This window comes from Symbiopectobacterium sp. RP (genome assembly GCF_050472005.1).
Lineage (GTDB): Bacteria > Pseudomonadota > Gammaproteobacteria > Enterobacterales > Enterobacteriaceae > Symbiopectobacterium.
This window is the reverse complement of sequence record NZ_JBGOGS010000002.1, coordinates 875,077-896,796: the sequence shown is the minus strand read 5'-3', so window position 1 is coordinate 896,796 and position 21,720 is coordinate 875,077. Positions and strand designations below refer to the sequence as shown.

Annotated in this window: 28 protein-coding genes and 2 pseudogenes; 21 read left to right on the top strand and 9 right to left on the bottom strand. The window is 55.8% G+C overall.

Translation table 11 applies throughout. The features are described 5' to 3' along the window. Positions 1 to 11 precede the first annotated feature (11 nt). The 17 genes from ACD630_RS23320 to ACD630_RS23240 all read left to right on the top strand — a co-directional run bounded on the left by ACD630_RS23320 (position 12) and on the right by ACD630_RS23240 (position 11,090). Positions 12 to 851 (top strand): GPO family capsid scaffolding protein, encoded by an 840-nt coding sequence (locus tag ACD630_RS23320; protein ID WP_430360806.1) that lies wholly within the window; start codon positions 12 to 14, stop codon positions 849 to 851. Between the two features lie 25 nt (positions 852 to 876). After that, entirely contained in the window at positions 877 to 1,938 is a 1,062-nt protein-coding gene (locus ACD630_RS23315) for a phage major capsid protein, P2 family (RefSeq protein ID WP_430360805.1), read from the top strand. Between the two features lie 41 nt (positions 1,939 to 1,979). Beyond that, positions 1,980 to 2,804 carry a phage terminase small subunit gene (gene gpM, locus ACD630_RS23310; RefSeq protein ID WP_430360804.1) on the top strand — a complete coding sequence of 275 codons (825 nt, stop codon included), beginning with the start codon at positions 1,980 to 1,982 and terminating at the stop codon, positions 2,802 to 2,804. Positions 2,805 to 2,901: 97 nt separating this feature from the next. Beyond that, positions 2,902 to 3,396 (top strand): head completion/stabilization protein, encoded by a 495-nt coding sequence (locus tag ACD630_RS23305; protein WP_430360803.1) that lies wholly within the window; start codon positions 2,902 to 2,904, stop codon positions 3,394 to 3,396. Beyond that, entirely contained in the window at positions 3,396 to 3,596 is a 201-nt protein-coding gene (locus ACD630_RS23300) for a tail protein X (RefSeq protein ID WP_430360802.1), read from the top strand. The genes ACD630_RS23305 and ACD630_RS23300 overlap by 1 nt, the downstream gene beginning before the upstream one ends. Further along, positions 3,587 to 3,889 carry a phage tail protein gene (locus ACD630_RS23295; protein WP_430360801.1) on the top strand — a complete coding sequence of 101 codons (303 nt, stop codon included), beginning with the start codon at positions 3,587 to 3,589 and terminating at the stop codon, positions 3,887 to 3,889. Before ACD630_RS23300 ends, ACD630_RS23295 begins: the two co-directional genes overlap by 10 nt. Beyond that, entirely contained in the window at positions 3,873 to 4,418 is a 546-nt protein-coding gene (locus ACD630_RS23290) for a lysozyme (protein ID WP_430361262.1), read from the top strand. Before ACD630_RS23295 ends, ACD630_RS23290 begins: the two co-directional genes overlap by 17 nt. A 20-nt stretch (positions 4,419 to 4,438) precedes the next feature. Then, positions 4,439 to 4,852: a DUF2570 domain-containing protein gene (locus ACD630_RS23285; RefSeq protein ID WP_430361057.1), complete on the top strand. Its 414-nt coding sequence runs from the start codon at positions 4,439 to 4,441 to the stop codon at positions 4,850 to 4,852. After that, complete coding sequence (gene lysC / locus ACD630_RS23280; protein WP_430360800.1) at positions 4,758 to 4,961, top strand: Rz1-like lysis system protein LysC; 204 nt, start codon at positions 4,758 to 4,760, stop codon at positions 4,959 to 4,961. The genes ACD630_RS23285 and lysC overlap by 95 nt, the downstream gene beginning before the upstream one ends. Before the next feature lie 9 nt (positions 4,962 to 4,970). Then, entirely contained in the window at positions 4,971 to 5,429 is a 459-nt protein-coding gene (locus ACD630_RS23275; protein ID WP_430360799.1) for a phage tail protein, read from the top strand. Next, positions 5,426 to 6,064: a phage virion morphogenesis protein gene (locus ACD630_RS23270; RefSeq protein ID WP_430360798.1), complete on the top strand. Its 639-nt coding sequence runs from the start codon at positions 5,426 to 5,428 to the stop codon at positions 6,062 to 6,064. Before ACD630_RS23275 ends, ACD630_RS23270 begins: the two co-directional genes overlap by 4 nt. Then, the gene (locus ACD630_RS23265; RefSeq protein WP_430360797.1) at positions 6,061 to 6,642 is read left to right on the top strand and encodes a phage baseplate assembly protein V; all 582 of its coding nucleotides are present in this window, start codon (positions 6,061 to 6,063) and stop codon (positions 6,640 to 6,642) included. Before ACD630_RS23270 ends, ACD630_RS23265 begins: the two co-directional genes overlap by 4 nt. Beyond that, positions 6,639 to 7,007 carry a GPW/gp25 family protein gene (locus ACD630_RS23260; RefSeq protein WP_430360796.1) on the top strand — a complete coding sequence of 123 codons (369 nt, stop codon included), beginning with the start codon at positions 6,639 to 6,641 and terminating at the stop codon, positions 7,005 to 7,007. Before ACD630_RS23265 ends, ACD630_RS23260 begins: the two co-directional genes overlap by 4 nt. Further along, a complete protein-coding gene (locus ACD630_RS23255) occupies positions 6,994 to 7,890 on the top strand; it encodes a baseplate assembly protein (protein ID WP_430360795.1) in 897 nt (298 codons plus the stop codon). Before ACD630_RS23260 ends, ACD630_RS23255 begins: the two co-directional genes overlap by 14 nt. Continuing rightward, positions 7,883 to 8,491 (top strand): phage tail protein I, encoded by a 609-nt coding sequence (locus ACD630_RS23250; RefSeq protein WP_430360794.1) that lies wholly within the window; start codon positions 7,883 to 7,885, stop codon positions 8,489 to 8,491. Before ACD630_RS23255 ends, ACD630_RS23250 begins: the two co-directional genes overlap by 8 nt. Next, entirely contained in the window at positions 8,488 to 10,476 is a 1,989-nt protein-coding gene (locus ACD630_RS23245) for a phage tail protein (protein ID WP_430360793.1), read from the top strand. The genes ACD630_RS23250 and ACD630_RS23245 overlap by 4 nt, the downstream gene beginning before the upstream one ends. Then, complete coding sequence (locus ACD630_RS23240; RefSeq protein WP_430360792.1) at positions 10,476 to 11,090, top strand: tail fiber assembly protein; 615 nt, start codon at positions 10,476 to 10,478, stop codon at positions 11,088 to 11,090. Before ACD630_RS23245 ends, ACD630_RS23240 begins: the two co-directional genes overlap by 1 nt. A gap of 104 nt (positions 11,091 to 11,194) precedes the next feature. Here ACD630_RS23240 and ACD630_RS23235 read toward each other — a convergent pair whose 3' ends face one another. Genes ACD630_RS23235 through ACD630_RS23210 form a run of 6 tightly spaced genes read right to left on the bottom strand, consistent with a single transcriptional unit; the run spans position 11,195 to position 16,880 of the window. Continuing rightward, positions 11,195 to 11,671, bottom strand: a complete 477-nt coding sequence (locus tag ACD630_RS23235; RefSeq protein ID WP_430360791.1) for a phage tail protein — start codon at positions 11,669 to 11,671, stop codon at positions 11,195 to 11,197. 15 nt (positions 11,672 to 11,686) lie between these two features. Next, on the bottom strand, positions 11,687 to 14,674 hold the full coding sequence (locus ACD630_RS23230) for a phage tail tape measure protein (protein WP_430360790.1): 2,988 nt from the start codon (positions 14,672 to 14,674) through the stop codon (positions 11,687 to 11,689). Further along, entirely contained in the window at positions 14,661 to 14,816 is a 156-nt protein-coding gene (locus tag ACD630_RS23225; RefSeq protein ID WP_430360789.1) for a GpE family phage tail protein, read from the bottom strand. The genes ACD630_RS23230 and ACD630_RS23225 overlap by 14 nt, the downstream gene beginning before the upstream one ends. A gap of 5 nt (positions 14,817 to 14,821) precedes the next feature. After that, on the bottom strand, positions 14,822 to 15,139 hold the full coding sequence (locus tag ACD630_RS23220) for a phage tail assembly protein (protein WP_430360788.1): 318 nt from the start codon (positions 15,137 to 15,139) through the stop codon (positions 14,822 to 14,824). A gap of 47 nt (positions 15,140 to 15,186) precedes the next feature. Continuing rightward, positions 15,187 to 15,702 (bottom strand): phage major tail tube protein, encoded by a 516-nt coding sequence (locus tag ACD630_RS23215; protein WP_430360787.1) that lies wholly within the window; start codon positions 15,700 to 15,702, stop codon positions 15,187 to 15,189. After that, a complete protein-coding gene (locus tag ACD630_RS23210; RefSeq protein WP_430361261.1) occupies positions 15,702 to 16,880 on the bottom strand; it encodes a phage tail sheath subtilisin-like domain-containing protein in 1,179 nt (392 codons plus the stop codon). The genes ACD630_RS23215 and ACD630_RS23210 overlap by 1 nt, the downstream gene beginning before the upstream one ends. 157 nt (positions 16,881 to 17,037) lie before the next feature. On the opposite strand from ACD630_RS23210, the gene ACD630_RS23205 reads away from it, so the two are divergent. Both ACD630_RS23205 and ACD630_RS23200 read left to right on the top strand, forming a co-directional pair. Beyond that, the gene (locus tag ACD630_RS23205) at positions 17,038 to 18,177 is read left to right on the top strand and encodes a phage late control D family protein (protein WP_430360786.1); all 1,140 of its coding nucleotides are present in this window, start codon (positions 17,038 to 17,040) and stop codon (positions 18,175 to 18,177) included. Between the two features lie 38 nt (positions 18,178 to 18,215). Beyond that, on the top strand, positions 18,216 to 18,500 hold the full coding sequence (locus ACD630_RS23200; protein ID WP_430360785.1) for an ogr/Delta-like zinc finger family protein: 285 nt from the start codon (positions 18,216 to 18,218) through the stop codon (positions 18,498 to 18,500). A gap of 7 nt (positions 18,501 to 18,507) precedes the next feature. Here the strand turns inward: ACD630_RS23200 and ACD630_RS23195 are convergent, their stop codons facing one another. Further along, positions 18,508 to 18,681 carry a hypothetical protein gene (locus tag ACD630_RS23195; RefSeq protein WP_430360784.1) on the bottom strand — a complete coding sequence of 58 codons (174 nt, stop codon included), beginning with the start codon at positions 18,679 to 18,681 and terminating at the stop codon, positions 18,508 to 18,510. A 502-nt stretch (positions 18,682 to 19,183) separates the two neighbouring features. Between ACD630_RS23195 and ACD630_RS23190 the strand changes: the two genes are divergently transcribed. Then, a complete protein-coding gene (locus ACD630_RS23190; RefSeq protein ID WP_430360783.1) occupies positions 19,184 to 19,420 on the top strand; it encodes a hypothetical protein in 237 nt (78 codons plus the stop codon). Here ACD630_RS23190 and ACD630_RS23185 read toward each other — a convergent pair. Then, positions 19,388 to 20,301: pseudogene (locus ACD630_RS23185) on the bottom strand (IS5 family transposase). The gene ACD630_RS23190 and the pseudogene ACD630_RS23185 overlap by 33 nt on opposite strands. Before the next feature lie 84 nt (positions 20,302 to 20,385). Here ACD630_RS23185 and ACD630_RS23180 point away from each other — a divergent pair. After that, positions 20,386 to 20,565 (top strand): annotated as a pseudogene (locus ACD630_RS23180) (transposase); the annotation flags it as partial. Between the two features lie 58 nt (positions 20,566 to 20,623). On the opposite strand, the gene ACD630_RS23175 reads toward ACD630_RS23180, so the two are convergent. Beyond that, entirely contained in the window at positions 20,624 to 21,664 is a 1,041-nt protein-coding gene (locus tag ACD630_RS23175; RefSeq protein WP_430360782.1) for an IS481 family transposase, read from the bottom strand. Between the last annotated feature and the right edge of the window lie 56 nt (positions 21,665 to 21,720).

Below are 21,720 nucleotides of genomic sequence, written 5' to 3'. Positions count from 1 at the left end.
GACAAAAAGGCATGAGTGCAACAACCAGACCCCCCCGTAAAACATTCCGGGTCGCTGTCTCCGGCTCCACCGTTGACGGGCGCGAAATCAGCCCCGAACACTTGCGTGACGCCGCCGCCAATTACCGCACGGATGTGTATGGCGCACGCGTCAACGTAGAGCACTACCTTTCAATGCTGCCCAATAGCGACTTTGGCGCGATGGGGGATGTGACCGCGTTAAGCACGGAAGATATTCGCGAAGGGCCGCTTGCCGGGCGCACCGCACTCTATGCGGAGATCGAACCCTCGGCGCGCATGAAGCAACTGACCGATGAAGGCAAGAAGGTGTATTCCAGTATTGAGTTGCACCCGCAGTTTGCGCTCAACGGCAAGGCGTATGTGGTGGGGCTTGCCATGACCGACACCCCGGCCAGCCTTGGCACTGAGCGCCTCAGGTTTGCCGCCCAGCAGCGCGCACACGTTCAGGCATTCAACCAGCAGCAGGGTGAAACGCCGCTGTTTTCTGATGCCCTGGAGGTGGAAATCCTCGAACTTGCGAGCCAACACAGCGATGAGGGGAAACAGTGGTATTCCCGTGTGATGGGGATCATTGGCAAGGGCCGTAAATCTGACAGCGAACAGTTCACCCAGGTACGCGAAGCGGTGGAGAACGTCGCGCAATCCCATGCTGACCTGCTGGATAAATTCTACGACCAGACGGCGCAGCGCCAGCAGGAGAGTCAGGCCATTCAAAAGCTGAATACCGAACTGGCCGCGCTCAGGCAAATGCTGGCGACACAGGATAACAGCTTCACCCAACGCCCAGCGGCCCCCGGCGCAACCAGCGGCGCACAGTTGGCCGATTTTTAAGCCCCGTCAAGCGAGAAAAGCGAACATGGAAAATACCACCCGTAAACTTTACAACGAGTACCTTGCCCGTCAGGCGCAGCTTAACGGTGTGCAGCCCGGTGACATCGCGAAAACGTTTAGCGTTGAGCCGTCGGTGCAGCAGCGTTTTGAACAAGCCGCGATGGAAGGCGACGACTTTCTCAAGCAAATTAACGTGTTTGGGGTGAAGCAACAGGAAGGTCAAAAAATCCTGATCGGCAGCAAGGGGCCGATGGCCAACACCCACAACAGCAGTGACGGCACTTCACGCCGTAACCCGGTTGATAATCATGCCAAAGAGCCGAACAGCTACCATTGCCGTAAGGTCAACTATGACTCAGCCGTCAACTATGCCCAGCTTGATGCCTGGTCACAGCAGCCAAACTTTCAGGCGCTGATCAGTCAGGCCAATGCACGGCAAATCGGCCTTGACCGCATCATGATCGGTTTTAACGGCACCACCTACGCCGAAAAATCTGATCGTGCGTCCCATTCGTTATTGCAGGATTGTGGCATCGGCTGGCTGCAAAAAATCCGCAATGAGGCGAACCACCGTATTATCAAAAATGTCACGCTCACCTCGCGTGATGAGGATAACAGGGTGATCGCCAAAGGCACCTACGGCAACATCGATACCGCCGTTTTTGATGCGAAAAACACCCTGCTTGATCCCTGGCATCGCAAGGCCCCTGATCTGGTCGTCATCATGGCGTCTGATCTGCTGACCGCAAGCAACTTCCCCAAACTCAACGCGCTGAGCCAGAGCAACCCCAACACCGAATTACTGGCCGGTCAGTTGATTGTCAGTCAGGAGCGTGTCGGCGGATTACCGACCTTCCTCGCCCCTTATTTCCCGTCGAATGGGGTGCTAATTACCGCCTTCAAAAACCTGTCGCTTTACTACCAGTTGGGTGGCCTGCGCCGCAGCATGATTGAAGAGCCGCACTACAACCGCATTGCGACCTACCAGTCTTCTAACGATGACTTTGTGGTCGAGGATTACGGCAAGACGGCCTTTATCGACGGTATCCAGTTTGCCAGGGCGAAGGCAGAAGGCGCGGGTGAATAATGCACGGCGGGGAAAACCCCGCCCTGACGGGAGAGCACGTGATGCTGACACCAGCACAGCGACATTTTCAGCAGGTCATGGCCGAACGGCGCGGGCAGGTTGATGAACAATCTGATATCGCGCGCACGGCCCATGAAGAGATCTTGCACCGCCTGCGCCTTGATATGGCGTCACTGAGCCGGGTGCAGTCGGACGTCACCAAAGCCGAAATGAAAAAAGGCCTCTTACCTGCCTATGCGGGCTGGATTGACGGCACGATCGAGGGGGATAGCGGGCGTCAGGATGAAGTGATCGCCACCTTGATGGTCTGGGCCATTGACTGTCAGGACAGCGCGCTGGCGCTGAAGTTGGGGCGCTATGTGGTGAAGCATGGTCTGTCTTTACCTGCCGACCGGTTCCGCCGCGATGCAGTCACCGTATTGGTTGAGGAAATGAGTAACCCGGTGCTGACGCTGGCAACCACCAACGCAGAGGCCGACTTGTCCGCTTATACCGCGACGCTGGATGAAATCGCGGCGATGGTCACCGGAAAAGATATGCCCGATGAAGTGCGCGCCAAGTTGTGCAAAGCCCGTGCGTTCTGCCGTCGTGCAACCCGCGATGCCGAAACCAAAAGCGAAGCGCTGAAGCTGTTCCGTGAGGCTATCAGCCTCAATCCCAACGCCGGGGTGAAAAAAGAGATTGCCGGACTGGCGCGTGAGCTAAAGACGTTGATGCCCGCCAGTGACCAGACGGCAGCCAGTGAAAACACGGCGGCGGCCAGCGCGCCCACTCTGGCGGCCAAACGCACCACGGCGCGTAAAGGCACACGCAAAACGGCAACGGGGAAAACACCCCGGCTACGTAAAACCACCAGACAGATTTGACGACTTCGGCCCCGTCCGACAGGCGGCGCACGCGGTTTTCTGCCCGTTACGGTCTTTTGACCGCGCGCCCACCGCCTGACTTTTGGGAGATGTGATGATGAGCCTGGTAGCAACCAAACGCATTACCCCTGCGGCCAGTGACGTAGCAGACATTGACGAGGGCGAGGCAAGCGTGAGCGGCGGTGATTTCTGGCCGCCTATCCTGTTGCGTGAATTGCGTCTTGCGGTACGTATTACCGGCGGTATTACCACCACGCGCCTGATGCATGTTGCTACAGAAGCGGTGATCCACGTCACCGATCAGCTGGCGGGCTGGCAGCACGCGCAGGAGTCCGCGGGTTATCGCACATTGCAGAACGTGCCTGCGCGTCAAGTCAATAACGAAAACGTGAAGGTATACCGCTACAGGAATGCGGTTTATGCCCTGAGTCGTGCGGCATTGCTGGAGCGTCATCGTGATGTGGATACCACGCCCAAAGGCGACAGGGAAACGGACACCGTTGAGAAGCAGGTTGACGATCTGTGGCGTGATGCGCGCTGGAGCATTGCCGATATTCGCGGCGCTGAGCGGCTTTTTGCGGAGCTTTGCTGATGAGGGTTAACGCGCTGCAAGGCGATACGGTGGATTTGCTCTGTTACCGCCATTACGGCACCTCGCAGGGGATTACCGAGCAGGTGATTGCTGCCAATCCGGGCCTGAGCCGCCAGATTTTTCTTAACGCCGGTCAGGCGGTGGAGTTACCGGACATGACCCGTAAAGCAGAACAGGAAACGGTGCAGTTATGGGACTAAGTGATTTGCAGCGTCTTAATGACTGGGTGACCTTCGCCATGTCAGCCATGGTTACCGGCATCGGCGTGATGACCGTCAGTGAAAAAGTGGCGCTGGCCGGTCTGATCGTTGGCGTGATCACCGCCTGGCGCGCCTGGTTGTTCCGGCGTCGTATCGAGCAGGCACAACGCCGCCGCAATGACTTGATCGAGCAGATATTACGGCAGACTGAACACCGTGCCATGACCGAATCTGAACGCCGCACCGTGGCCATTTTGCATCAGGGAGACGTTGACGATGAAACCCGTTGTTAAACGTTGTTCTATCGCCCTGATCGTTCTGCTTGGTGCCTCTCTCACACCGGGTGCACTGCGCACATCGTCGGAAGCGCAGCAAAAAACCGCCCGTTGGGAAGATTGCCGCCAGTCGGCCTATTACTGCCCGGCAGGTGTGTTGACGGTCGGGATTGGCTCTACCGGCAATGTGCAAAAACACGCGTACAGCAACGAAGAGATTGCACGGCGCTGGGTGAACGATATGCAGCGGGCAGAAAACTGCATCAACAGCAGCTTTGAGGGGCAGTCCATGCCGCAATCCCCCTTTGATGCGATGACCGATGCGGCGTTCAACGTCGGGTGTACCGGCCTGATGTGGTTTACCAACGCGCAGGGCAGCAAGCAGCGCACCACGATTTGGAAACATGCGCAGGCGCATGAGTGGGTCGCTATGTGTGACCGGTTAACGGATTTCGTTAACAGCGCTGGCAAACGCTCCGCCGGGCTGGTGGATCGCCGTACTGACTTTAAAGCCTGGTGCCTGCGCGATGTGAGTACGACGCCATGAGGCTCACTGCGGCGCCTGGTTTGTTGCTGGTATTGGCCGTGGCCGGTTTGCTGTGGCAGACCTACCAGCGCGGGATTGATAGCGCCACCCGTGAGGCGTTCACGACCAGCGCTAACCAGCAACAGGCCGTATTGGCAGAAGTACGGGCACTGAATACCGACACGCAAAAGATGCTGGCCGAAATACGCAGTCGTGACCAGCAACGCCATGCACAGGGGGAACAACGCCGTGAACAGATACGCTCTGATATGCAAGCCGATACGTGCGCTAACACTGTGGTGCCTGTTGCTGTCAGTGACAGCCTGCAACAACGTGCCGCACTCCCCCGCGGGAAGCATCGTGGCGGAGCCGATACCGGAAAGCCTGACCACCCCGACGCCGACACCCGCACTGCGCACGCCAGTGACCTGGGGCGGGATCGCGCTGTGGAGTGATCATCTGCGTGAGGCGCTGGACACCTGCAACGACGATAAAGCCGTCATCGGCGATCTGTATTGGCGCCGGTTGCAACGGATCAATGCTGCTGCGCAAAACGTCCACTAGGAGAACACCATGCTGAAAGTTGATTCCCTGCGCGATGCGCTGACCACGGCTAACACCTGGTGCCGTGCTCACCCGGAAGCCTTTACGGTTTTCGTGGAAGAGGGCGGCATTGAAACCACAGGCGAAACACCGTCATTTGTCTATCGCTATTCACTGGTGCTGTTCGTGATGAACTTCACTGGCGACATTGACGATATCGTTTTGCCGCTGATGGCCTGGCTATGGCAAAACCAGCCTGATTTGCTGCTTAACCCGGAAAAAAACCGCGATGTGAAATTCACCACGCTTATCAACAACGATGACAGCGCCGATGTTCTCTTTGAAATCCCGGTGCGTGAGCGGGTAAACGTGGGGCGCGCCGAGGATGGCAGCGTAAAGGCTGAGCATTTACCGGAACCCCGTCCGAGACGGGCAGGGAGTGAATGGGATGCGGTACTTCAGCCTGTGACCGGGAGCGATCCGGTATGACTGATAACCGCTTTCACGCACTGGATGCCGTCTTTGATGACATTCTCTCCGGGGTGTCTGCCGCTGGCCGTCAAAAAACGGCGCGCCAGATAGGCCAGGTGCTGCGCCGTAGCCAGCAACAACGTATCAAGGCACAGCAAAACCCCGACGGCTCCGCCTACCCGGCTCGCCGCCGCAAGGTATTGCGCGCCCAGCAAGGGATCAGGTTTGTCTGGCAAGGTCAGGTGCGCCACCTGAAAAACTGGCACGGTGCGCGCGGCAAAGATGGCCGTACCCTGACCGGGTTTGATACTGAGCGCAATGCTATTCGCACCTTCTACCGTCGCGACATTGAGCGCTATATCGACATCAATACCCAGGCCGTGCGGCGCGCAACCACCCAAAAAGCCCCCATGTTTCAACGCCTGCGCGGCTATCGCTTTCTGAAGAGGCGTACGGATAGCAAGGGGGTGCGCGTCGGCTTTGAGGGCGTTGCCGCCCGCATTGCGCGCGTGCACCAGTTCGGCCAGCGCGATCAGATTGGCCCCGGCACCTTTGCCAGATACCCGGTGCGTGAATTGCTGGGCCTGTCACCCGCCGACTTACAGGCGATTGAACACGCCGCGATCAACAGCCTGAGGAGTGCTGCCCCATGAGTGCCGAATTGATGCGCCTGCTGGCGAATATTTTACGCGTTGGCGTGGTGGCGGAAGTGAACCCGGACACCTGGCGCGTACGTGTCAAAAGCGGCGAACTGGTTACCGACTGGTTGCGCTGGAATACCCAACGCGCCGGTGCGTTCAGGGTCTGGAACCCGCCTGCGGTGGGGGAACAGGTCTGGTTAGGTTGCCTCGGTGGCAACCCGGAAACCGCTGTCATTATTGGCAGCCTGTACAGCGACGAGCACCCCGCGCCGGGTAGCAGTCTGCAAGAGATTGTCATTACCGCGCCGGACGGTGCCCGTTTTCGCTATGACGCGGCCCCTGGTGCGCTGGAAGCCGTCGGCATGAAAACCGCACGGGTGAGCGCCAAAACCCGTATCACACTGGATACGCCGGAAGTGATTTGCACCAACAGGCTGACGACGGGCTCGCTGGAAGTACAAAAAGGGGGAAAAATGCACGGCAACATTGCACACAGCGGCGGCGCGTTCACCTCCAACGGCGTGCAGATTGACCATCACGGCCATGGCGCAGTGCAGCACGGTGGCAGTTGGACGGAGGGCACCCGATGAGCGCGCGTTATACCGGCATGAACCCCGACGGCGTCGGCGTACTGACGGATACCGATCAGTTATGGCATTCCGTGCGCGACATTCTGACCACACCGCTGGCGTCTCGCGTCATGCGTCGTGAATACGGCAGTCTGGTGCCTGACTTGCTGGATGCGCCGCAAAACGCCGCAACACGCCTGCAATTGATGAGCGCGTGCGTGATTGCCCTGGCGCGCTGGGAGTCGCGGATTGCGCTAAATGCGGTTGATATCCGGTTTTCACCCACAGGGGCAACAGACGTGGCCCTGTCCGGCCTGATCACCGAAAGCCTGCAAACCGTGCGCACCACCATGACACTCCGGGGGGAAGCCAATGGCAACCGTTGACCTGTCGCAACTCCCCCAACCACAGATCATTGAAACGCTGGATTTTGAAGTGATCCTTCAGGAAGTGAAAGCGCTCATGATTGCGGCATTTCCGGTGGAACAGCGCGCCCCGGTGGCGGCCGCGCTTGAACTGGAATCCGAGCCGTTAAACGTGATCGCACAGGTCATTGCCTATCGCGTAATGATGTTGCGCCAGCGGATTAACGACGGCGTCGCCGCGTGCATGCTCAGCCATGCGGTGTCCTCCGATCTGGATAATCTGGCGGTGAATCTTGACACCCGGCGCCTGACCATCACCGAAGCCACCGATACCGCTGATGCGGTGATGGAAAGCGACAGCGCATTCCGTCTGCGCGCGCAGTCTGCCTTTGAAGGGCTAAGTGTGGCGGGCCCGACGGGTGCCTATGAATATTTTGCCAGGAGTGCCAGCGGCCAGGTGGCCGACGCCAAAGCGATCAGCCCGTCACCGGCCACGGTAGTGGTATCCGTTCTCTCGACTGAAGGGGATGGCACCGCTTCACAAACGTTGCTGACGCAGGTCAACGCGGCGCTCTCTGCGGAAGATAAACGCCCGGTGGCTGACCGGCTGACGGTGCAGGGCGCAGAGATCATCAGGTACGCGATAAACGCGCATCTCTACCTTTACCCCGGCCCGGGATCGGAACTCATCACCAGGGCCGCACAGGCGTCATTGCAAGGCTGGATTGGCAGCCAGGGCAAGATTGGGCGTGATGTGGCCCGCTCCGCGATAATGGCCGCCCTGCATGTGCAGGGTGTTCAGCGCGTTGAACTCATTGAACCCGCTCAGGACATGGTGATCGGTGACACTCAGGCAGCGTATTGCACCGGTTTCACCCTGCTGGAAGGGAGCACGGATGAATAACGATCTGTTACCCCCCTCTGCCAGTGCCTTTATGCGCCATGCCGCCGCGGCCAGCCAAATCCTGACAGCGATGGCGGTGGATCTGAATACCCTGTGGGATGCGGAGAAATGCCCGGTAGACCTGCTGCCCTTTCTGGCCTGGGCGCTGTCCGTTGACCGCTGGGATAAACGCTGGTCAGAGCAAACCAGGCGCCAGGTGATTAAATCCGCCTGGTTGATACACCGCCAGAAAGGCACCATTGCCGCGCTACGCCGGGTGGTTGCGCCGTTTGGTTACTTGCTGCGCGTGATCGAATGGTGGCAAACCGGCGGCGTGCCGGGAACCTTTCACCTTGATATCGGTGTGCAGGACAGCGGTATTACTGAAGACACCTTTTTCGAGATTGAGCGGCTGATTGCTGACGCCAAGCCGCTTGGCCGTCACTTGCTGGGGCTCAATATTACGCTGGATACGCAAGGTGCGGCCTGGGTTGCGGCAACCAGCTACAGCGGTGATGAGCTCACCGTATACCCCTATTTCCCTGAAACCATCACCGTGTGTTCACCGGACTGTACCGGTGCAGGCATCCATGTGATTGATACGATGAGCGTAACCGTATGAGTACTAAATATTTTGCCCTGCTAACCCACATTGGCGCGGCCAGGCTGGCAAGCGCGACAGCGCTCGGTTCACGTCTGGATATTACGCATATGGCCGTCGGTGACGGCGGCGGTGTGTTACCGACGCCAAACCCGGCACAGACCAGACTGATTAACGAGACACGTCGCGCGGCCATCAATAGCGTGCGCGTCGATCCCAATAACACCAATCAGATTATTGCCGAGCAGGTGATCCCTGAGAACGAAGGGGGATTCTGGATCCGTGAACTCGGTCTGTTTGATGCTGAAGGTAATTTGATTGCGGTTGCCAACTGCGCTGAAACCTACAAGCCACAATTGCAGGAAGGCAGCGGACGCATTCAGACCGTGCGCATGATTTTGATTGTCTCCAGCGCAGAAACGGTATCTCTCAAGATTGATCCGGCGGTAGTGCTGGCAACGCGTGGTTATGTGGATGAGGCCATCGCCACCCATGAAAAAGGCCGTAAGTATCCCGATGCAACGCTTGAGGTAAAAGGTTTTGTGCAACTGAGCAGTGCGACCAACAGCGCCAGCGAAACGCTGGCCGCCACGCCCAAAGCAGTGAAAGCGGCAAACGATAATGCCAATGGGCGCGTCCCATCCGGGCGCAAGGTGAACGGTAAGGCGCTGAAGGCAGATATTACATTGAGTGCCGGTGATGTTGGTGCGTACACCCGGGCCGAGACGGATACCAGAGTGACCGTCGCCACAACGGCCGCCGCCAATGCCAACAATAACGCCGAGGGCCGTGTACCCGCAGGGCGCAAGGTCAACAGCAAGCCACTAACGGCAGATATCACGCTGGGCCCCGTGGATGTTGGCGCGTTGGCGAAAGACCAGAACGGCGCGGATATCCCGGATAAGGCGCTGTTTCGCCAGAATATTGACCTGGTCAAGCAGACAGGTGGCACAGATGCAAACGCAGGTCGGGTGTTAGTGCTTCCCGCAAATTCCACGGGGGCATTTGGGGTTGGCGGCGCAGCAAACAACCCCGTTTCGCAGCGTGGTGGCTTTTTTGCGTATTCTCCTGAATCCTCCGCGTTGCCTGATATCGGTCTGAATATGAACGGTGTTGGTTATCAGTCTGCATATGATACCAATCGTCGCGGGCAAATATTCCAATCCTTCAACGATGGGGCATTGCGTTATAGGGTTACGACGTCAAATACGGCTGCTGATAATACAACGCCGTGGCGCGTTGCCTTTGATAACATCAATCTCGTACCGACGCGAGACGACCAGACGACGTTATCTCTCACATCGGCGGCGGCCATCCATGCGTGGGCACTGGCAAATACATCCCGTTCATTTCGGAACGATGGCATAAACACCGATGCTTCAACGATTCGCTTTGGTTCAGGGGCGTTTACAAAGGTTAACGGCACTTACTCTATCCTTACGGCAAGTTCATCAGCTTCTACTCCTGGTTTGAAAATTCAGGCGGGTGATGCCGACGGATATGTAAGTTATAACGTCTGGACGGATAAAAACCTTCAAAACCCCCTGTCAGCATCAGAGATTGTCGGCATTCCGCTGCCGTTCCCGGGCGAAGTTCCCCCTTCAGGGTGGCTGAAATGCAACGGCCAGACTTTTGATAGAGCGCAATACCCGGTTTTGGCCTCCCGTTATCCAACCGGATATTTACCAGACCTGCGGGGTGAGTTTATTCGTGGTGTTGATGCCGGACGTGGGGTTGATGGTGGGCGTGCCTTACTCAGTGCGCAGGGGGATGCGATTAGAAACATCACCGGGAAGTTTGCAAATAATGGGTTGGCGTGGGCAGAGGGCACTTCATCGTCGGTGGGGGGAGGCGCATTTACCCGATTAGGGGGCCGTATCCCCTCTAATAATGATTTTGGATCCGTTGGGTGTCAGTATACATTCGATGCTTCAAACGTTGTCCCCACCGCAGCGGAAAACCGTCCGCGCAACATTGCCTTTAACTACATTGTGAGAGCCGCATAATGAGCCACTATTCAACGAATATTGAAACTGCCGAATTAGGCGAAAACGGACTCAGCAAAAAGGCTGGGTGGATAACGGTCTATCATGTCAATCAGGACACGGGTGAATACCAGAGCGCCAGCATGGAATACCTCATGCCCGGTGTAGGCCTTCCCGCCCACAGTTACCCCGATAAGCCAGAGTTACCGCCTGTTGGGCAAGCGCTGCATCGCTCGGCGGATGGAAAGTCGTGGGAGTTTTCACCAGATTATCGCGGACAGACGGTTTACCGCACGGAAACGCGACAGGAGCAGACGGTGACGCAATTCGGCGAACTGCCGGATAATGTCACGCCGCGGAAGCCAGAAAGCGAGTTCGATGCGTGGGACGGTAAAAAGTGGGTGCTTGATAAGGAAGCGCAAGCGGCTGCCGCGCGCAAAGTGGCGAAGCAGGAACTTGCATCCCGCAAAGCGGGCGCGGCGTCACGCATGAATGAACTGACGTACGCCGTCAATCTCGATATCGCCACGGAGGAAGAAAAAGCCGCGCTGACTGAATGGCAAAAATACGCGGTACTGTTGAGTCGTGTTGATGTGAATGCCACGGATATCGAGTGGCCGGAACAGCCACAATAATGGGCGTTATTTCTTTCAGCCCGCCACATTCGGCGGGCTTTGTCTGTCGATCACAGTTATTTTTATCTACGTTGCAGCACAGGGCATGAAGACTGTGTTGACCATCAGAATAATCCTTTCACTGCCTTTACCGCATCATTAGCGCTGCTGCGGGCATTCTCCATCAGGTCGCTGAATGACGAAGATTGCAGCCGCTCGCGCAAATCTTCATCACAGCGCTGAAAGCTCAGCGAAAACGCTATCTTTTTCGCCTTGCCATAGCGATCAGGTTCGGTTCGCGTTGTCTGCATGCCAGTGAGCACATACATGCCGTAAATCTGCCCGGTGCCCTCGATCAGCGGCCAGGGACGGCCGCTGTACGCCTGAGTATTCAGGGCGGTTAATGACAGCTCACCGCCGGTGATTTCCGGGTACAGAACGCCGTCCAGCGTGATGTGATCTTCTCCCGCGCCGATGTACTGCCATTTTGCCGAGCGGTTGATACGCTCATTCTTAACGTGCCGCCATCGCTTCGACTGGCGTAGCTGCTGGTGTGGCAAGGTTTTCAGTTCAAACACAAACAGCCCGTAAACCATCATCATGGTGACTTTCTCCTGTTACTCTGCGTCTCTGAAACTGCCGCGCTTCATCCGGTCAAGGCGCGCCAACTCAGCGTTAAGTTTTTCACTGACAATGCGCCCGATTTCGCGCGCGTCCTCCCGCTCTGCGCCGTGCAGATGGATATGGATTTCAGGCGGAAGCGAGCCTGCTGCGGAAGGCCGCGACGGCGCTCGGTTGGTGGGTGAAACGGGCGGAAGTTCCGCCTGAAACACGGGGTGTGACGCAGCAACGAACACGGGGCGCGCGGTGATTGCCGCGATATCGGCGTCAGGTTGCCTTTCCAGCGTGCTGGGCCTGGCACCGGTTTTTACCGTTGGCAGGCTGGCAAGCCGGGATCCCTGCCACTCCCCCCGCACTGCCCGTGCGCGCGGCAGGTTTTTAAAGACGATATCGCCGGGGCCAATCCGCTTTTTGGTTTCGTCCAGCAGGCCGGCAGTGTTGTCCGCCATTTTTTGTAAGCGGCGCTGGGTGCCTGTCTCGCCGGTTAACAGCGGCGGCGAGGTGATTGTGGGCGGCCTGGTATTCCCGTCCCTGCTCTCGTCAGGTTTGGGCGACCCGCGCCAGCCCTTTTGCACCATTTTTTTCTGCTGTGGATCCCATTCCCACATAACGGGATCTTTCTTCAGGTTTTCCGCCTTGATGCGCGCCGCTTCCAGACCGGACGGGATAAGGTCGAGTTTTTCCAGTACCCAGCCGATCCCCTCCATCAGTTTTTGCAACGGCCACAGCAACACAGTGAGCGCGGCACCTAACACCCGGCCAAAGGTTTCACCGGCTGACGTGCATTTTTCCAATGCCTGACGGCTGCTATCTACGGGCGTGAACAGTTTCACAAACCCGTCCCACACCCGGCCAACCGCATCACCGATTGCGCCGAAAACCCGTGTCAGGGTAAAAAACGCATCCCGGAACGGCGCAAGCTGCTGCAGGATGCCGCTGAACATACCGCTGAAAAAGGCTTTGAGCGGCTCCCAGTTACGCCAGATAAGCGCACCGACACCGACAAACGCGGCACCGATAAGCCCTATCGGGCTTGACAGCGCCGACAATGCCCCCCCCAACAGGGACACCGCACCGGTGATAATGCCCCATATGGCAGGCAAACCGGTGAGCCGCAACACCAGGCCGCCAATGCCTTTACCCAGCGACACCAACGCCGAAAGCGGCGAGGTGAATGCAGAAAACAGCATGCCGCGCACGGGTGTCAGCAGCGCAGAAAACCGGGAAAAGCCCCCCGCCACGCCACCCAGCGTTTGAAACATCGTGATCGCGCCGCCAACGCCGCGCCCGCCGGTCAATAACGTAAAACCTGATTGCAGTTTTGCCAGCGGGCCCAGCAATAAACCCGCCGCCAGCGAAGTGGCCCCCATCGCCGCCGTCAGGGTTAAGGCACTGCCGCCCATAAGCAGTAAGGTTTGGGTGAGTTGGGGGTTATCTTTACCCCATAGCATCATGCGGTTAATAACATTGCTCAGACCCTGGGTGAGTTGTCGCAGTGGCCCATCTGCGGTTTCTGCTATCTGGATGCGAAACCCTTCCCAGGCGCTATCTAACGCTTTCAGATCGCCGCCCAGGTTATCGGCCATCACCCTGGCGGTTTTTTGTGCTTCACCGCGGGCGTTTTTTAACGCCCCGGCCAATTTACCGAGTGCGCCACTGCCCGCAGCCTGAACTAACGTTTGCAGACCAACAAAGGCTTCTTCACCGGCAATATCTTTAAAAAAGGAAACCTGAGCGGTATTGCCATATTTTTTGGTGGCTTTATACAAATCAAGCAATACATCCTGCATTGGACGCATTTTGCCTTTTGCATCAGATACAGCTACCCCAAGTTGCCTTAATGCATCCGCCGCCGCTTTAGGGGGTGAGGCTAACCGTGACAGGCTGGCACGCATCGCCGTACCGGCATCACTGCCGCGAATGCCGTTATTCGCCAACATACCGGCCATCGCTGCCGCATCCTCAAGACTAATCCCCAATTTGGAGGCAACGGGGCCAGCATATTTCATGGTGTCGCCGAGGTTGCGCAAATCGGTATTGGTACGGGTAAAGGCGGCCGTTAACGTGTCACTGACGCGATCCATGTCGCGCGCGTCAAGATTAAATTGGGAAAGGATGTTAGATCCGATATTAGCGGATTCGCCTAGATCCATGCCGCCGGCCCGCGCCATATTGAGCACGCCAGGCAGGGCCGCCTGGATCGCCTGCGGGGTAAAACCAGCCATGGCGAGGAACGCCTGCCCGCTGGCCGCGTCGCGGGTGGTAAAGGCGGTTTCCGCACCGAGTTTTTTCGCCTGCGCCCGCAAGGCTGACATGTGCTGATCGTTCTTATCCAGCCGTGTGAGCGCCTGAACGCGTGACATTTCCTCATCAAAGCCCACCGCAGGCGCCAGGAACCGCCCGCCCATATAACCGCCCGCCGTTGCCCCCGCTACCGCCATGATGCCGCCATTACGCCTCTTTTGGGCGGTCTGCTGCATACGGTCATAACGCGCACGCGCCTGCGTAACCGCGGCCAGTTGTCGCCGCTCCCGCTCTAATGTCTGGTTGTATTGTCCAGTGCGCCGGATGGCGCTTTGAATGGTGGCCGTGCTTCCTGTCAGCGATACACCGTGACCGCGCAACGCCTGTGCGCTGGCGCGCAGTTTGCCAATTTCCGCATCGCGCGTCGCGTTAAGGCGTTTCATTTTGGCCGCCAGGGCGGCCATGTGTTCGCGCTGTTTGTCCGTCAGCACAGTGCCATTGCGCTGGGCCTTGTTGAGCCCGTCCAGAGAACGGCCCGCCTCGTCAATCTGACGCGAGGTTTTTTGCACGCTATCGCGCAGGCGGTTAAAGGTTTTTGACTGCCTGTCCAGATCGTTAATCGCGGCCTGGGTTTTTTTGAGGGATTCAGTCAGACCGCCCGCGCTTTGGCGGGCGGCATTGACCGGGCGGGTCAGGCGGTCTATCGCGCTGAACGCAACGCGGATATCAAGGCTTTTCATCGTCACGGGCTCCACTGCGGACAGCCGCCCGTTCACGCCAGGCTATCACCTCGCCCAGATCCATGCTGAAGAGCTCAGAGGGCGGCCAGTTAAAAACAACGGCAATATCGGCGACCAGATCGTCGATCTGGTCAAACAGCAACAGCGTTATGCTGTCTCCGTCTCCGCTTCGTTCGCTTCGCCAGGCTCCACAGGTGCCAAAAAAGGCGTCAACGCCTCCGCCAGTCGGACAAAATCACGGGTATCCATGGCGTTGATTTCCGCCAGCTTCAGCCTGGGAGACGTCACGCGGGTTAGCAGCGTGGTAACGGAATCGGTATCCATATTCATCACGTTAACCAGACGCAAACCACGCAGTGAACCGGCCTGTTTGATCTCGTCGGTAATAGCGACGCGGGTGATTTTATCGGCATCCCGTACAATCGGGGTGAGCAGCGTTACGGCGTTATCGTTTTTCTTACTCATCGTTCTGTTCTCCAGGCGGCCAGAGTGACCGCCATCAGTGCGGTTAATCAACTACCGAGGCCCAGCGCAGAGATAATGCGATCCGGGTAGATGTTTTTGCCGTCTTTCCTGTAGATAAAGTTCAGCAAATCCATTTCGATAATCGGTTGATTGTCAATCGACAACTTGTAGTAGGTGTTCTTCAGCGCATAGGTGACAGAGGTGTCATCGCCCTGTCTGGTTTCGCCATTGTCAATTTCAGTCACACGCCCGCGCATTTCCACTTCAACAAGCAGGCTTTCGCCGTCGGTGTAATATTCACCGGCAAAGCGCAAGCGGGTTTCATCAATCCCGCCGCCGTATTCCTGCAACAGTTTCTTGACCATGCCACCGACCACCATTGACGCATCCAGGGCGCCAGCATCCAGACCGAGATCGACAGCCACCGATCCCATCATGCCGCCGCCCTGAAAATCTTCGGTCTTGCGGGTCAGTTTGGGCAGCGTGACAGAAGTCACTTTACCGAGTTGTTTATCGCCATTCACAAAGGCGGTGAACAGGCGCAATTTATGCGGGATTGCCATTATTTTCCTCCCAGCGATGCAAACGCAGGCGAAAAGTATTCATCCGTGAAGGTCTGGTACAGCGCCAGATCTTCCAGCGGCGGCACAGGGGTGTACTTGTAGCGCACACGCACCTGTCCCTGACGTAGCCCGGTAGTGGGGTTGTCTTCAATGTCAAACCAGCATTCCGCACCGATCAGTTGCCCTTTCGTCACCAATGAACTGAGTTTGCCTGAAATACCGCTGACCACGTCTTTTACGTTGGTCGGGGTAAGGGGTTCATCCACGCTTTCAAATTGCGCCTCGGCAATACTGTCGGCGAGAATTTGCGCCGTGCGGGTATACACCTCAAAAATGTATTTATGGGTCTCTGTGGTACGGTTGCCCCAAAAACGAAAACCGTTGCGCTTGATAAGCGTAGTGACCTCTTTGCTGTTCAGCGCGTTGGCGTCGCTGTTTTCTGCCTGCAATGACCAGAACACATCCCGGGAAATGCCCAGCACGTTATTCAACGGCACGTTGGACAGTGACTTGTGCCAGCCCTGATCGTTATCAATGGCCGCACGTAAACCGCAGGCATACGCCGGGGCCGGGAAGGTTTCATTTTCACCGGTCAACGGGTTATAGGCGATAACGTCCGGCCAAATCAGCATTAACTCGCGACAGGCAAATTTTCCACGATAGGCGATGGCCTCCGCCATGGTCGTGCAGGCATGGCACCCAGCATAAACGAATGCCCGCAGGTTCTGCGCAATGCCGCACAGGGCGGCGGTCACTTCCTCAGTGTCATGGTCGGGAACGGCCAACACGCGCGGGCGATAGTTAACCCTGGCTTCTGCTGTCAGCAAGGCATACATGCCGGTATAGCTGCCATCAGCCAGCGTGCCGCCGATAATCAATTGAGATTGCGTCTTTTCGCCGTCTTCCGTTGCTGCCGCGACACGCACCACAATGACCTTGGGGCTGGTCTGGTCAGAAATGGCTTTTAGCGTTTTGTACAGGGAGCCGGTTTTACCCGCCTTGCCAAGTACACTGTTCACCCGTGTCAGTAGCACGGGGGTATTCAGGGGAAAGGTGTTCGGGTCTGCGTCATCCGCCACGCACACCACGCCAATCACACTGGAATCAATGTCATTGATTGCGGTAACGAGGTCGGTATTCTCGCGAACGCGTACACCGTGGAAACGTGCCTCTGACATGTTAACCACCATTACGTTATTGAGTTCGGTTCGCGGTGATAATCCCGCATTTTTACCCCCAAATCATGCCCTTTGAGGCCTGAGAGGCGGGCGACAACAAAAAGCCATTTTTCCCCGCCCGCGCGTGTGAAATCATGCGACAAAAGACGGGGGCGATATGGCACTTTCAGGATTGGCAGACACGTTGATCAGCAAGATCACAGGTGACAACACCCCCCTTGCTGGCGCGGTAAAAGTCCCGGCGTTTGACATCACGCTGGGCGGTAAATCGCTTAACGCATTAAGCGACCGTTTGATGTCACTCTCGCTGACCGATAATCGCGGGTTTGATGCTGACCAGTTGACGATCTCACTGGATGACACCGATGGTCTGATCGGTCTGCCCTCACGCGGGGCGGAGATTGCCCTGTCCATTGGCTGGCTGGGTGACCCGTTGATTTACAAGGGACGGTATACCGTTGATGAAGTCGCCCATGAAGGCCCGCCGGATGTGCTTAACATCACGGCCCGTAGCGCCGATTTTCGTGATGAATTTAACGTCAAGCGTGAGGTGTCCTGGCACGATGTGACTGTTGAGCGTGTGGTGTCTGCCATCGCGCACCGTTACGGGCTGAAAGCGCAAATCAGCGACAGGCTGATGAACATTGACATTGACCACGCCGACCAGACACAGGAAAGCGATATGTCGTTTTTAACCCGAATGGCAGAAATGCTGGGCGCGATCGCCACGGTTAAAAACGGGGCGTTGTTATTTATTCTGCCTGGCGGCGGGGTAACAGCATCCGGCAAGGCACTGCCATCATTCAGTATTACCCGCAGCAGCGGTGATGGGCACCGCTTCCGCATTGCGGATCGTGATGCTTACACCGGTGCGCGCGCCTACTGGCTGGATCTCAATTTTGGTAAAAAAAAGAAAGTCAGCGTAAAACGGCGCACAACCAGGGCCAAACCGAAAAAGGAGAAAAGCCGCCGCCGTGAGGGTGAATACAGGGAGGGTGCCGACGGCAACGTGTATGTGCTGCGTAAAACCTACCAGAATGAAACCGCCGCCAAACGTGCCGCGGCAGCAAAATGGCAACAGCTTCAACGGGGTGCTGGCGAGTTCTCTATCACCCTGGCGCATGGCCGCGCTGAGTTGTACCCGGAAATGCACGGCACCGTCACCGGCTTTAAAGCGGAGATAGATAATCAGCAATGGATTATTTCACGCGCGGAGCATGTGATTGACGGCAGTGGATTTACCACACGTCTGGAGCTGGAAGCGAAAATATCTGACTGGATTGCAGAAAGTGAATAGAATAATCGTGAGTTCACGTCCAGCAGGAGAGCCATCACATGTTCAGATGCCCACTTTGCGGCGCGTCAGGCCGTACTCGCACCAGTACAAAAATGAACGACACCAATACGGTACGACGCAAGTACTACCAGTGTAACAATCTGGCGTGCGGTGTGTGCTTTACCACGATGGAAGCTTTTGAAAAGTTCACCTCAAAGCAGAACAGTGGGGAGGGCCCCCTGTCGGATGACTTTATTCCCCGCGACGCGTTTCCGGCCTCTCACTACGGGCGGGATCAGCTTTATTTGGTGCTGGTCGATGATAGCGATGAATCCCAGGTATAAGCGTCATTTACGGCGTGTCCTGTCTGGGGTTTATCACCACTGCGGCGAGTTTATCCAGCAGACGTTCGCACACCTCGGCGTCCTCGACATCACGTAGTTTTACCTTCGCGGTGTTAGGTGCCTCATCGCGAGTACAAAGACTGATTTCGATTTCAATATCGTTCCGGTTCAATAATCCCATAATGGCTCCTGCTAATTTCCTCGCTTGTGTAGCAAGTTCAAACATGAGGCTTAGTTTATCCGGGCTATTGTGCGAAAAGCAAAGCACGCAATTAACCTCAAGGCGCAAGATAAAATCAACTGGTGTAATGTGCAGAATGGTGCTTTACGTGGCGATGAATGAAAGGAGCGGAACAATGCGGTCCTGATTTGATGCGTGGTCAATAAGTGGCCATTATAAAAAATAAATCATTTTATTTCAGTATATTAATAAAGATATAAAGGCCGCGAAAGCGGCCTTTATTGTTTGCTTTTTATTTCGCGTTACCTGCCAGCATTTCAAACTGATATCCGTAAATATTCCCTTGTGCCACAAAGGTATAGCCAACCGACATTATTTTGATAACAGCCAGCTATGCTTTTTTTTGCCGCACATAGACAAACGACTTAATTTTGATTACATTATTTAAATGAGCTATTCAATTAATTTTAGACGTAAAGTGATATAGCCAACCGACTTAAAAATGATTACCGCCAATTCCCTGATATGTGGCAAAAAAATACAGCTAATTGTTATCAAAATAATGTCGATTGGCTATACCTTGACGTTATTAGCAGACTATACCCCGGAAGAACTTGCCCACTTAGCTATGGTGGTTTTTAACTCTTTATGGGCTTTGTTGAATAAATCAGAACTTGTAACGACTGCGCCCCATACGGGTCGATTGTTACGTGATGCGAATACTGTTCGGCATTCCTAATAGCGTGATCAGGTTAAGCGCTTTGACCATGGCCATGGCTTCACCCACCTGACCATCGTAGTCTCTCAGACTTAGATGACCACCCAGAAGCCTTTTGAACCGGAACATGGCCGTTTCAGCCACTGAGCGCCGGTGATAGCCCACTTTCTTTTTCCAGATACCGCTAATGCGCTAATTTGCAACAGCGTGGTTACGCTCGTGGTAGCGATCTTGCCAATATTGCGCCCCCCTTCGTGGCGGGATAAGCGGCCTTATTTTCTTCCTCACCAGAGCATCATAGCAGTAAACTGTATCCTAAGCGCCGTCAGCCGATGCCTCTCTGATTTTCCGGTGGGTCTGGTTTATCAGCGCCGGTAGAGCTTGGGCATCAGTCGTACCACTGAGCGACAAATCCACACAGATAATCTCATGCGTCACACTGTCTACTGCCAGGTGCAGCTTACGCCATACCCTGCGTCTGTCGGCACCATACTGCCGGACTTTCCATTCGCCTTCGCCAAAGACCTTCAGGCCGGTTCCATCAATGACCAGATGTGAGATTTCACCACGGGTTGGCGTTTTTATGCTGATGTTCACTGTCTTTGCTCGCTTGCTGAGCAGCGAATAGTCTGGACAATGCAGCGACAATTTAATCAGTTTAAAAATCGAGTCACCAAAGCCCTGTAAAGCCCTCAATGAAAGGCCAAACACGCGTTTCATCATCAGGACTGTGGTGATGGCCATATCTGAGTAGTGGAGCGGTCGTCTACGCCGTTCAGTAGTGTTTTTTCCGTCCATGCAGCAATGGCTGATTCATCTAGCCATACGGTTAGAGAACCGCGCTGCTTGAGGGCCTTGTTATAAGAGGGCCAGTTGGTGATTTTAAAATTTTGTTTTGCCATGGAGACCTGATTTTGAAGCAACTGTGTTGATCTGCTCCGATGATTACCCAAAAGTTCTATATGATGTGTAGATACCTATGGCTTCAGGCGCTGGAGACGTTCGGTGGGACATGGGATCACCGCTATCCGCAGATAAGCCGGAGCTGGCAGTCAAACTGGGCCAACCTGTCGACATTCTTCTCGTACCCCCAAGAACTTCGCAAGGTAATCTACACGACGAACGCTATAGAATCACTGAACAGCGTGCTCCAGCATGCAATCAAGTGTACTAGCTCAGACCTGAGCTGACAGTTACCGATTATTTATACAGGTGTCTGTCAGATTACATCTGGTTCAGATTCTTTTCTGCCCAGCTCCGTTTTCCATCGAGTAAAGTGGCCATCGGCGTACGCCTGCAGCACATTTTTCCCTGATGAGTTCGCTCATTATTGTAATGCCACAACCAGTTGTCCAGATCTACCTGCAGGCTTTCCAGGTCTCCATATAACTTCTTGCCGAACGTAACCTGATAAAAATCCTGCAAAATGGTTTTATGGAAGCGCTCGCAGATGCCGTTCGTCTGCGGAGACATCGCCTTCGTTTTCGTATGCTCGATATCGTTGATAGCCAGATAAAGCTGATAATCATGCTGCTCCACTTTACCACAGTACTCCGTACCCCTGTCGGTCAGTATTCTCAGCACCGGCAGTCCCTGAGCCTCGTAGAACGGGAGTACGCTATCATTGAGCAGGTCGGCGGCGGTGAGCGGTGTTTTATTCGTATACAGCTTGCAGTGTGCCACTTTCGAGTACGTATCCACGAACGTCTGCTGGTAGATACGGCCCACCCCCTTCAGATTGCCCACGTAGAAGGTGTCCTGCGAGCCCAGATACCCGGGATGTGCCGTCTCGATTTCACCGCAGGCCTCATCATCGTGCGCCTTCTTCTCCAGGGCTGCGATTTGAGCGTCGGTAAGGACAATGCCTTCTCTGGCGACCTTTTCCTCAAGCGCCTTCAGGCGTTTACGGAAGTTCTCCAGGTCGTGTCGTTGCCAGATGGAGCGCACGCCGCTGCCGGAGATAGACACGCCTTTTTTACACAGCTCATTACTGGTCCGGTGCTGCCCATGGGGCGGGAACTCAATAGCATAATCAACAACCGTGCGTTCAGTGGCTTCGTCGGCGCGGTTCTTCAGGTTCGGAACCCGGCGGTTCTGGTTAACCAGCGCATCAATGGCGCCTTCAGCAGCCAGTTCCTGATAACGGTAAAATGTATCGCGTGACACGCCCATGCTCTTGCAGGCTTTTGATACGTTACCGAGTTCTTCGGCGAGATTGAGCAGGCCGGCTTTGTGTTTGATAATGGGATTGTTAGTATGAAGCATGAGAGTTACCTCGCGTTTTGTTTAAGGATTAGACACCCATATCAAAACCGGTAACT

Coding starts and splice junctions, on each gene's coding strand:
- ACD630_RS23320 (WP_430360806.1), top strand. CDS start 12: ATGAGTGCAACAACCAGACCCCCCCGTAAAACATTCCGGGTCGCTGTC.
- ACD630_RS23315 (WP_430360805.1), top strand. CDS start 877: ATGGAAAATACCACCCGTAAACTTTACAACGAGTACCTTGCCCGTCAG.
- gpM (WP_430360804.1), top strand. CDS start 1,980: ATGCTGACACCAGCACAGCGACATTTTCAGCAGGTCATGGCCGAACGG.
- ACD630_RS23305 (WP_430360803.1), top strand. CDS start 2,902: ATGAGCCTGGTAGCAACCAAACGCATTACCCCTGCGGCCAGTGACGTA.
- ACD630_RS23300 (WP_430360802.1), top strand. CDS start 3,396: ATGAGGGTTAACGCGCTGCAAGGCGATACGGTGGATTTGCTCTGTTAC.
- ACD630_RS23295 (WP_430360801.1), top strand. CDS start 3,587: ATGGGACTAAGTGATTTGCAGCGTCTTAATGACTGGGTGACCTTCGCC.
- ACD630_RS23290 (WP_430361262.1), top strand. CDS start 3,873: ATGAAACCCGTTGTTAAACGTTGTTCTATCGCCCTGATCGTTCTGCTT.
- ACD630_RS23275 (WP_430360799.1), top strand. CDS start 4,971: ATGCTGAAAGTTGATTCCCTGCGCGATGCGCTGACCACGGCTAACACC.
- ACD630_RS23270 (WP_430360798.1), top strand. CDS start 5,426: ATGACTGATAACCGCTTTCACGCACTGGATGCCGTCTTTGATGACATT.
- ACD630_RS23265 (WP_430360797.1), top strand. CDS start 6,061: ATGAGTGCCGAATTGATGCGCCTGCTGGCGAATATTTTACGCGTTGGC.
- ACD630_RS23260 (WP_430360796.1), top strand. CDS start 6,639: ATGAGCGCGCGTTATACCGGCATGAACCCCGACGGCGTCGGCGTACTG.
- ACD630_RS23255 (WP_430360795.1), top strand. CDS start 6,994: ATGGCAACCGTTGACCTGTCGCAACTCCCCCAACCACAGATCATTGAA.
- ACD630_RS23250 (WP_430360794.1), top strand. CDS start 7,883: ATGAATAACGATCTGTTACCCCCCTCTGCCAGTGCCTTTATGCGCCAT.
- ACD630_RS23245 (WP_430360793.1), top strand. CDS start 8,488: ATGAGTACTAAATATTTTGCCCTGCTAACCCACATTGGCGCGGCCAGG.
- ACD630_RS23240 (WP_430360792.1), top strand. CDS start 10,476: ATGAGCCACTATTCAACGAATATTGAAACTGCCGAATTAGGCGAAAAC.
- ACD630_RS23235 (WP_430360791.1), bottom strand. CDS start 11,671: ATGATGATGGTTTACGGGCTGTTTGTGTTTGAACTGAAAACCTTGCCA.
- ACD630_RS23230 (WP_430360790.1), bottom strand. CDS start 14,674: ATGAAAAGCCTTGATATCCGCGTTGCGTTCAGCGCGATAGACCGCCTG.
- ACD630_RS23220 (WP_430360788.1), bottom strand. CDS start 15,139: ATGAGTAAGAAAAACGATAACGCCGTAACGCTGCTCACCCCGATTGTA.
- ACD630_RS23215 (WP_430360787.1), bottom strand. CDS start 15,702: ATGGCAATCCCGCATAAATTGCGCCTGTTCACCGCCTTTGTGAATGGC.
- ACD630_RS23210 (WP_430361261.1), bottom strand. CDS start 16,880: ATGTCAGAGGCACGTTTCCACGGTGTACGCGTTCGCGAGAATACCGAC.
- ACD630_RS23205 (WP_430360786.1), top strand. CDS start 17,038: ATGGCACTTTCAGGATTGGCAGACACGTTGATCAGCAAGATCACAGGT.
- ACD630_RS23200 (WP_430360785.1), top strand. CDS start 18,216: ATGTTCAGATGCCCACTTTGCGGCGCGTCAGGCCGTACTCGCACCAGT.
- ACD630_RS23195 (WP_430360784.1), bottom strand. CDS start 18,681: ATGGGATTATTGAACCGGAACGATATTGAAATCGAAATCAGTCTTTGT.
- ACD630_RS23190 (WP_430360783.1), top strand. CDS start 19,184: ATGATTACCGCCAATTCCCTGATATGTGGCAAAAAAATACAGCTAATT.
- ACD630_RS23175 (WP_430360782.1), bottom strand. CDS start 21,664: ATGCTTCATACTAACAATCCCATTATCAAACACAAAGCCGGCCTGCTC.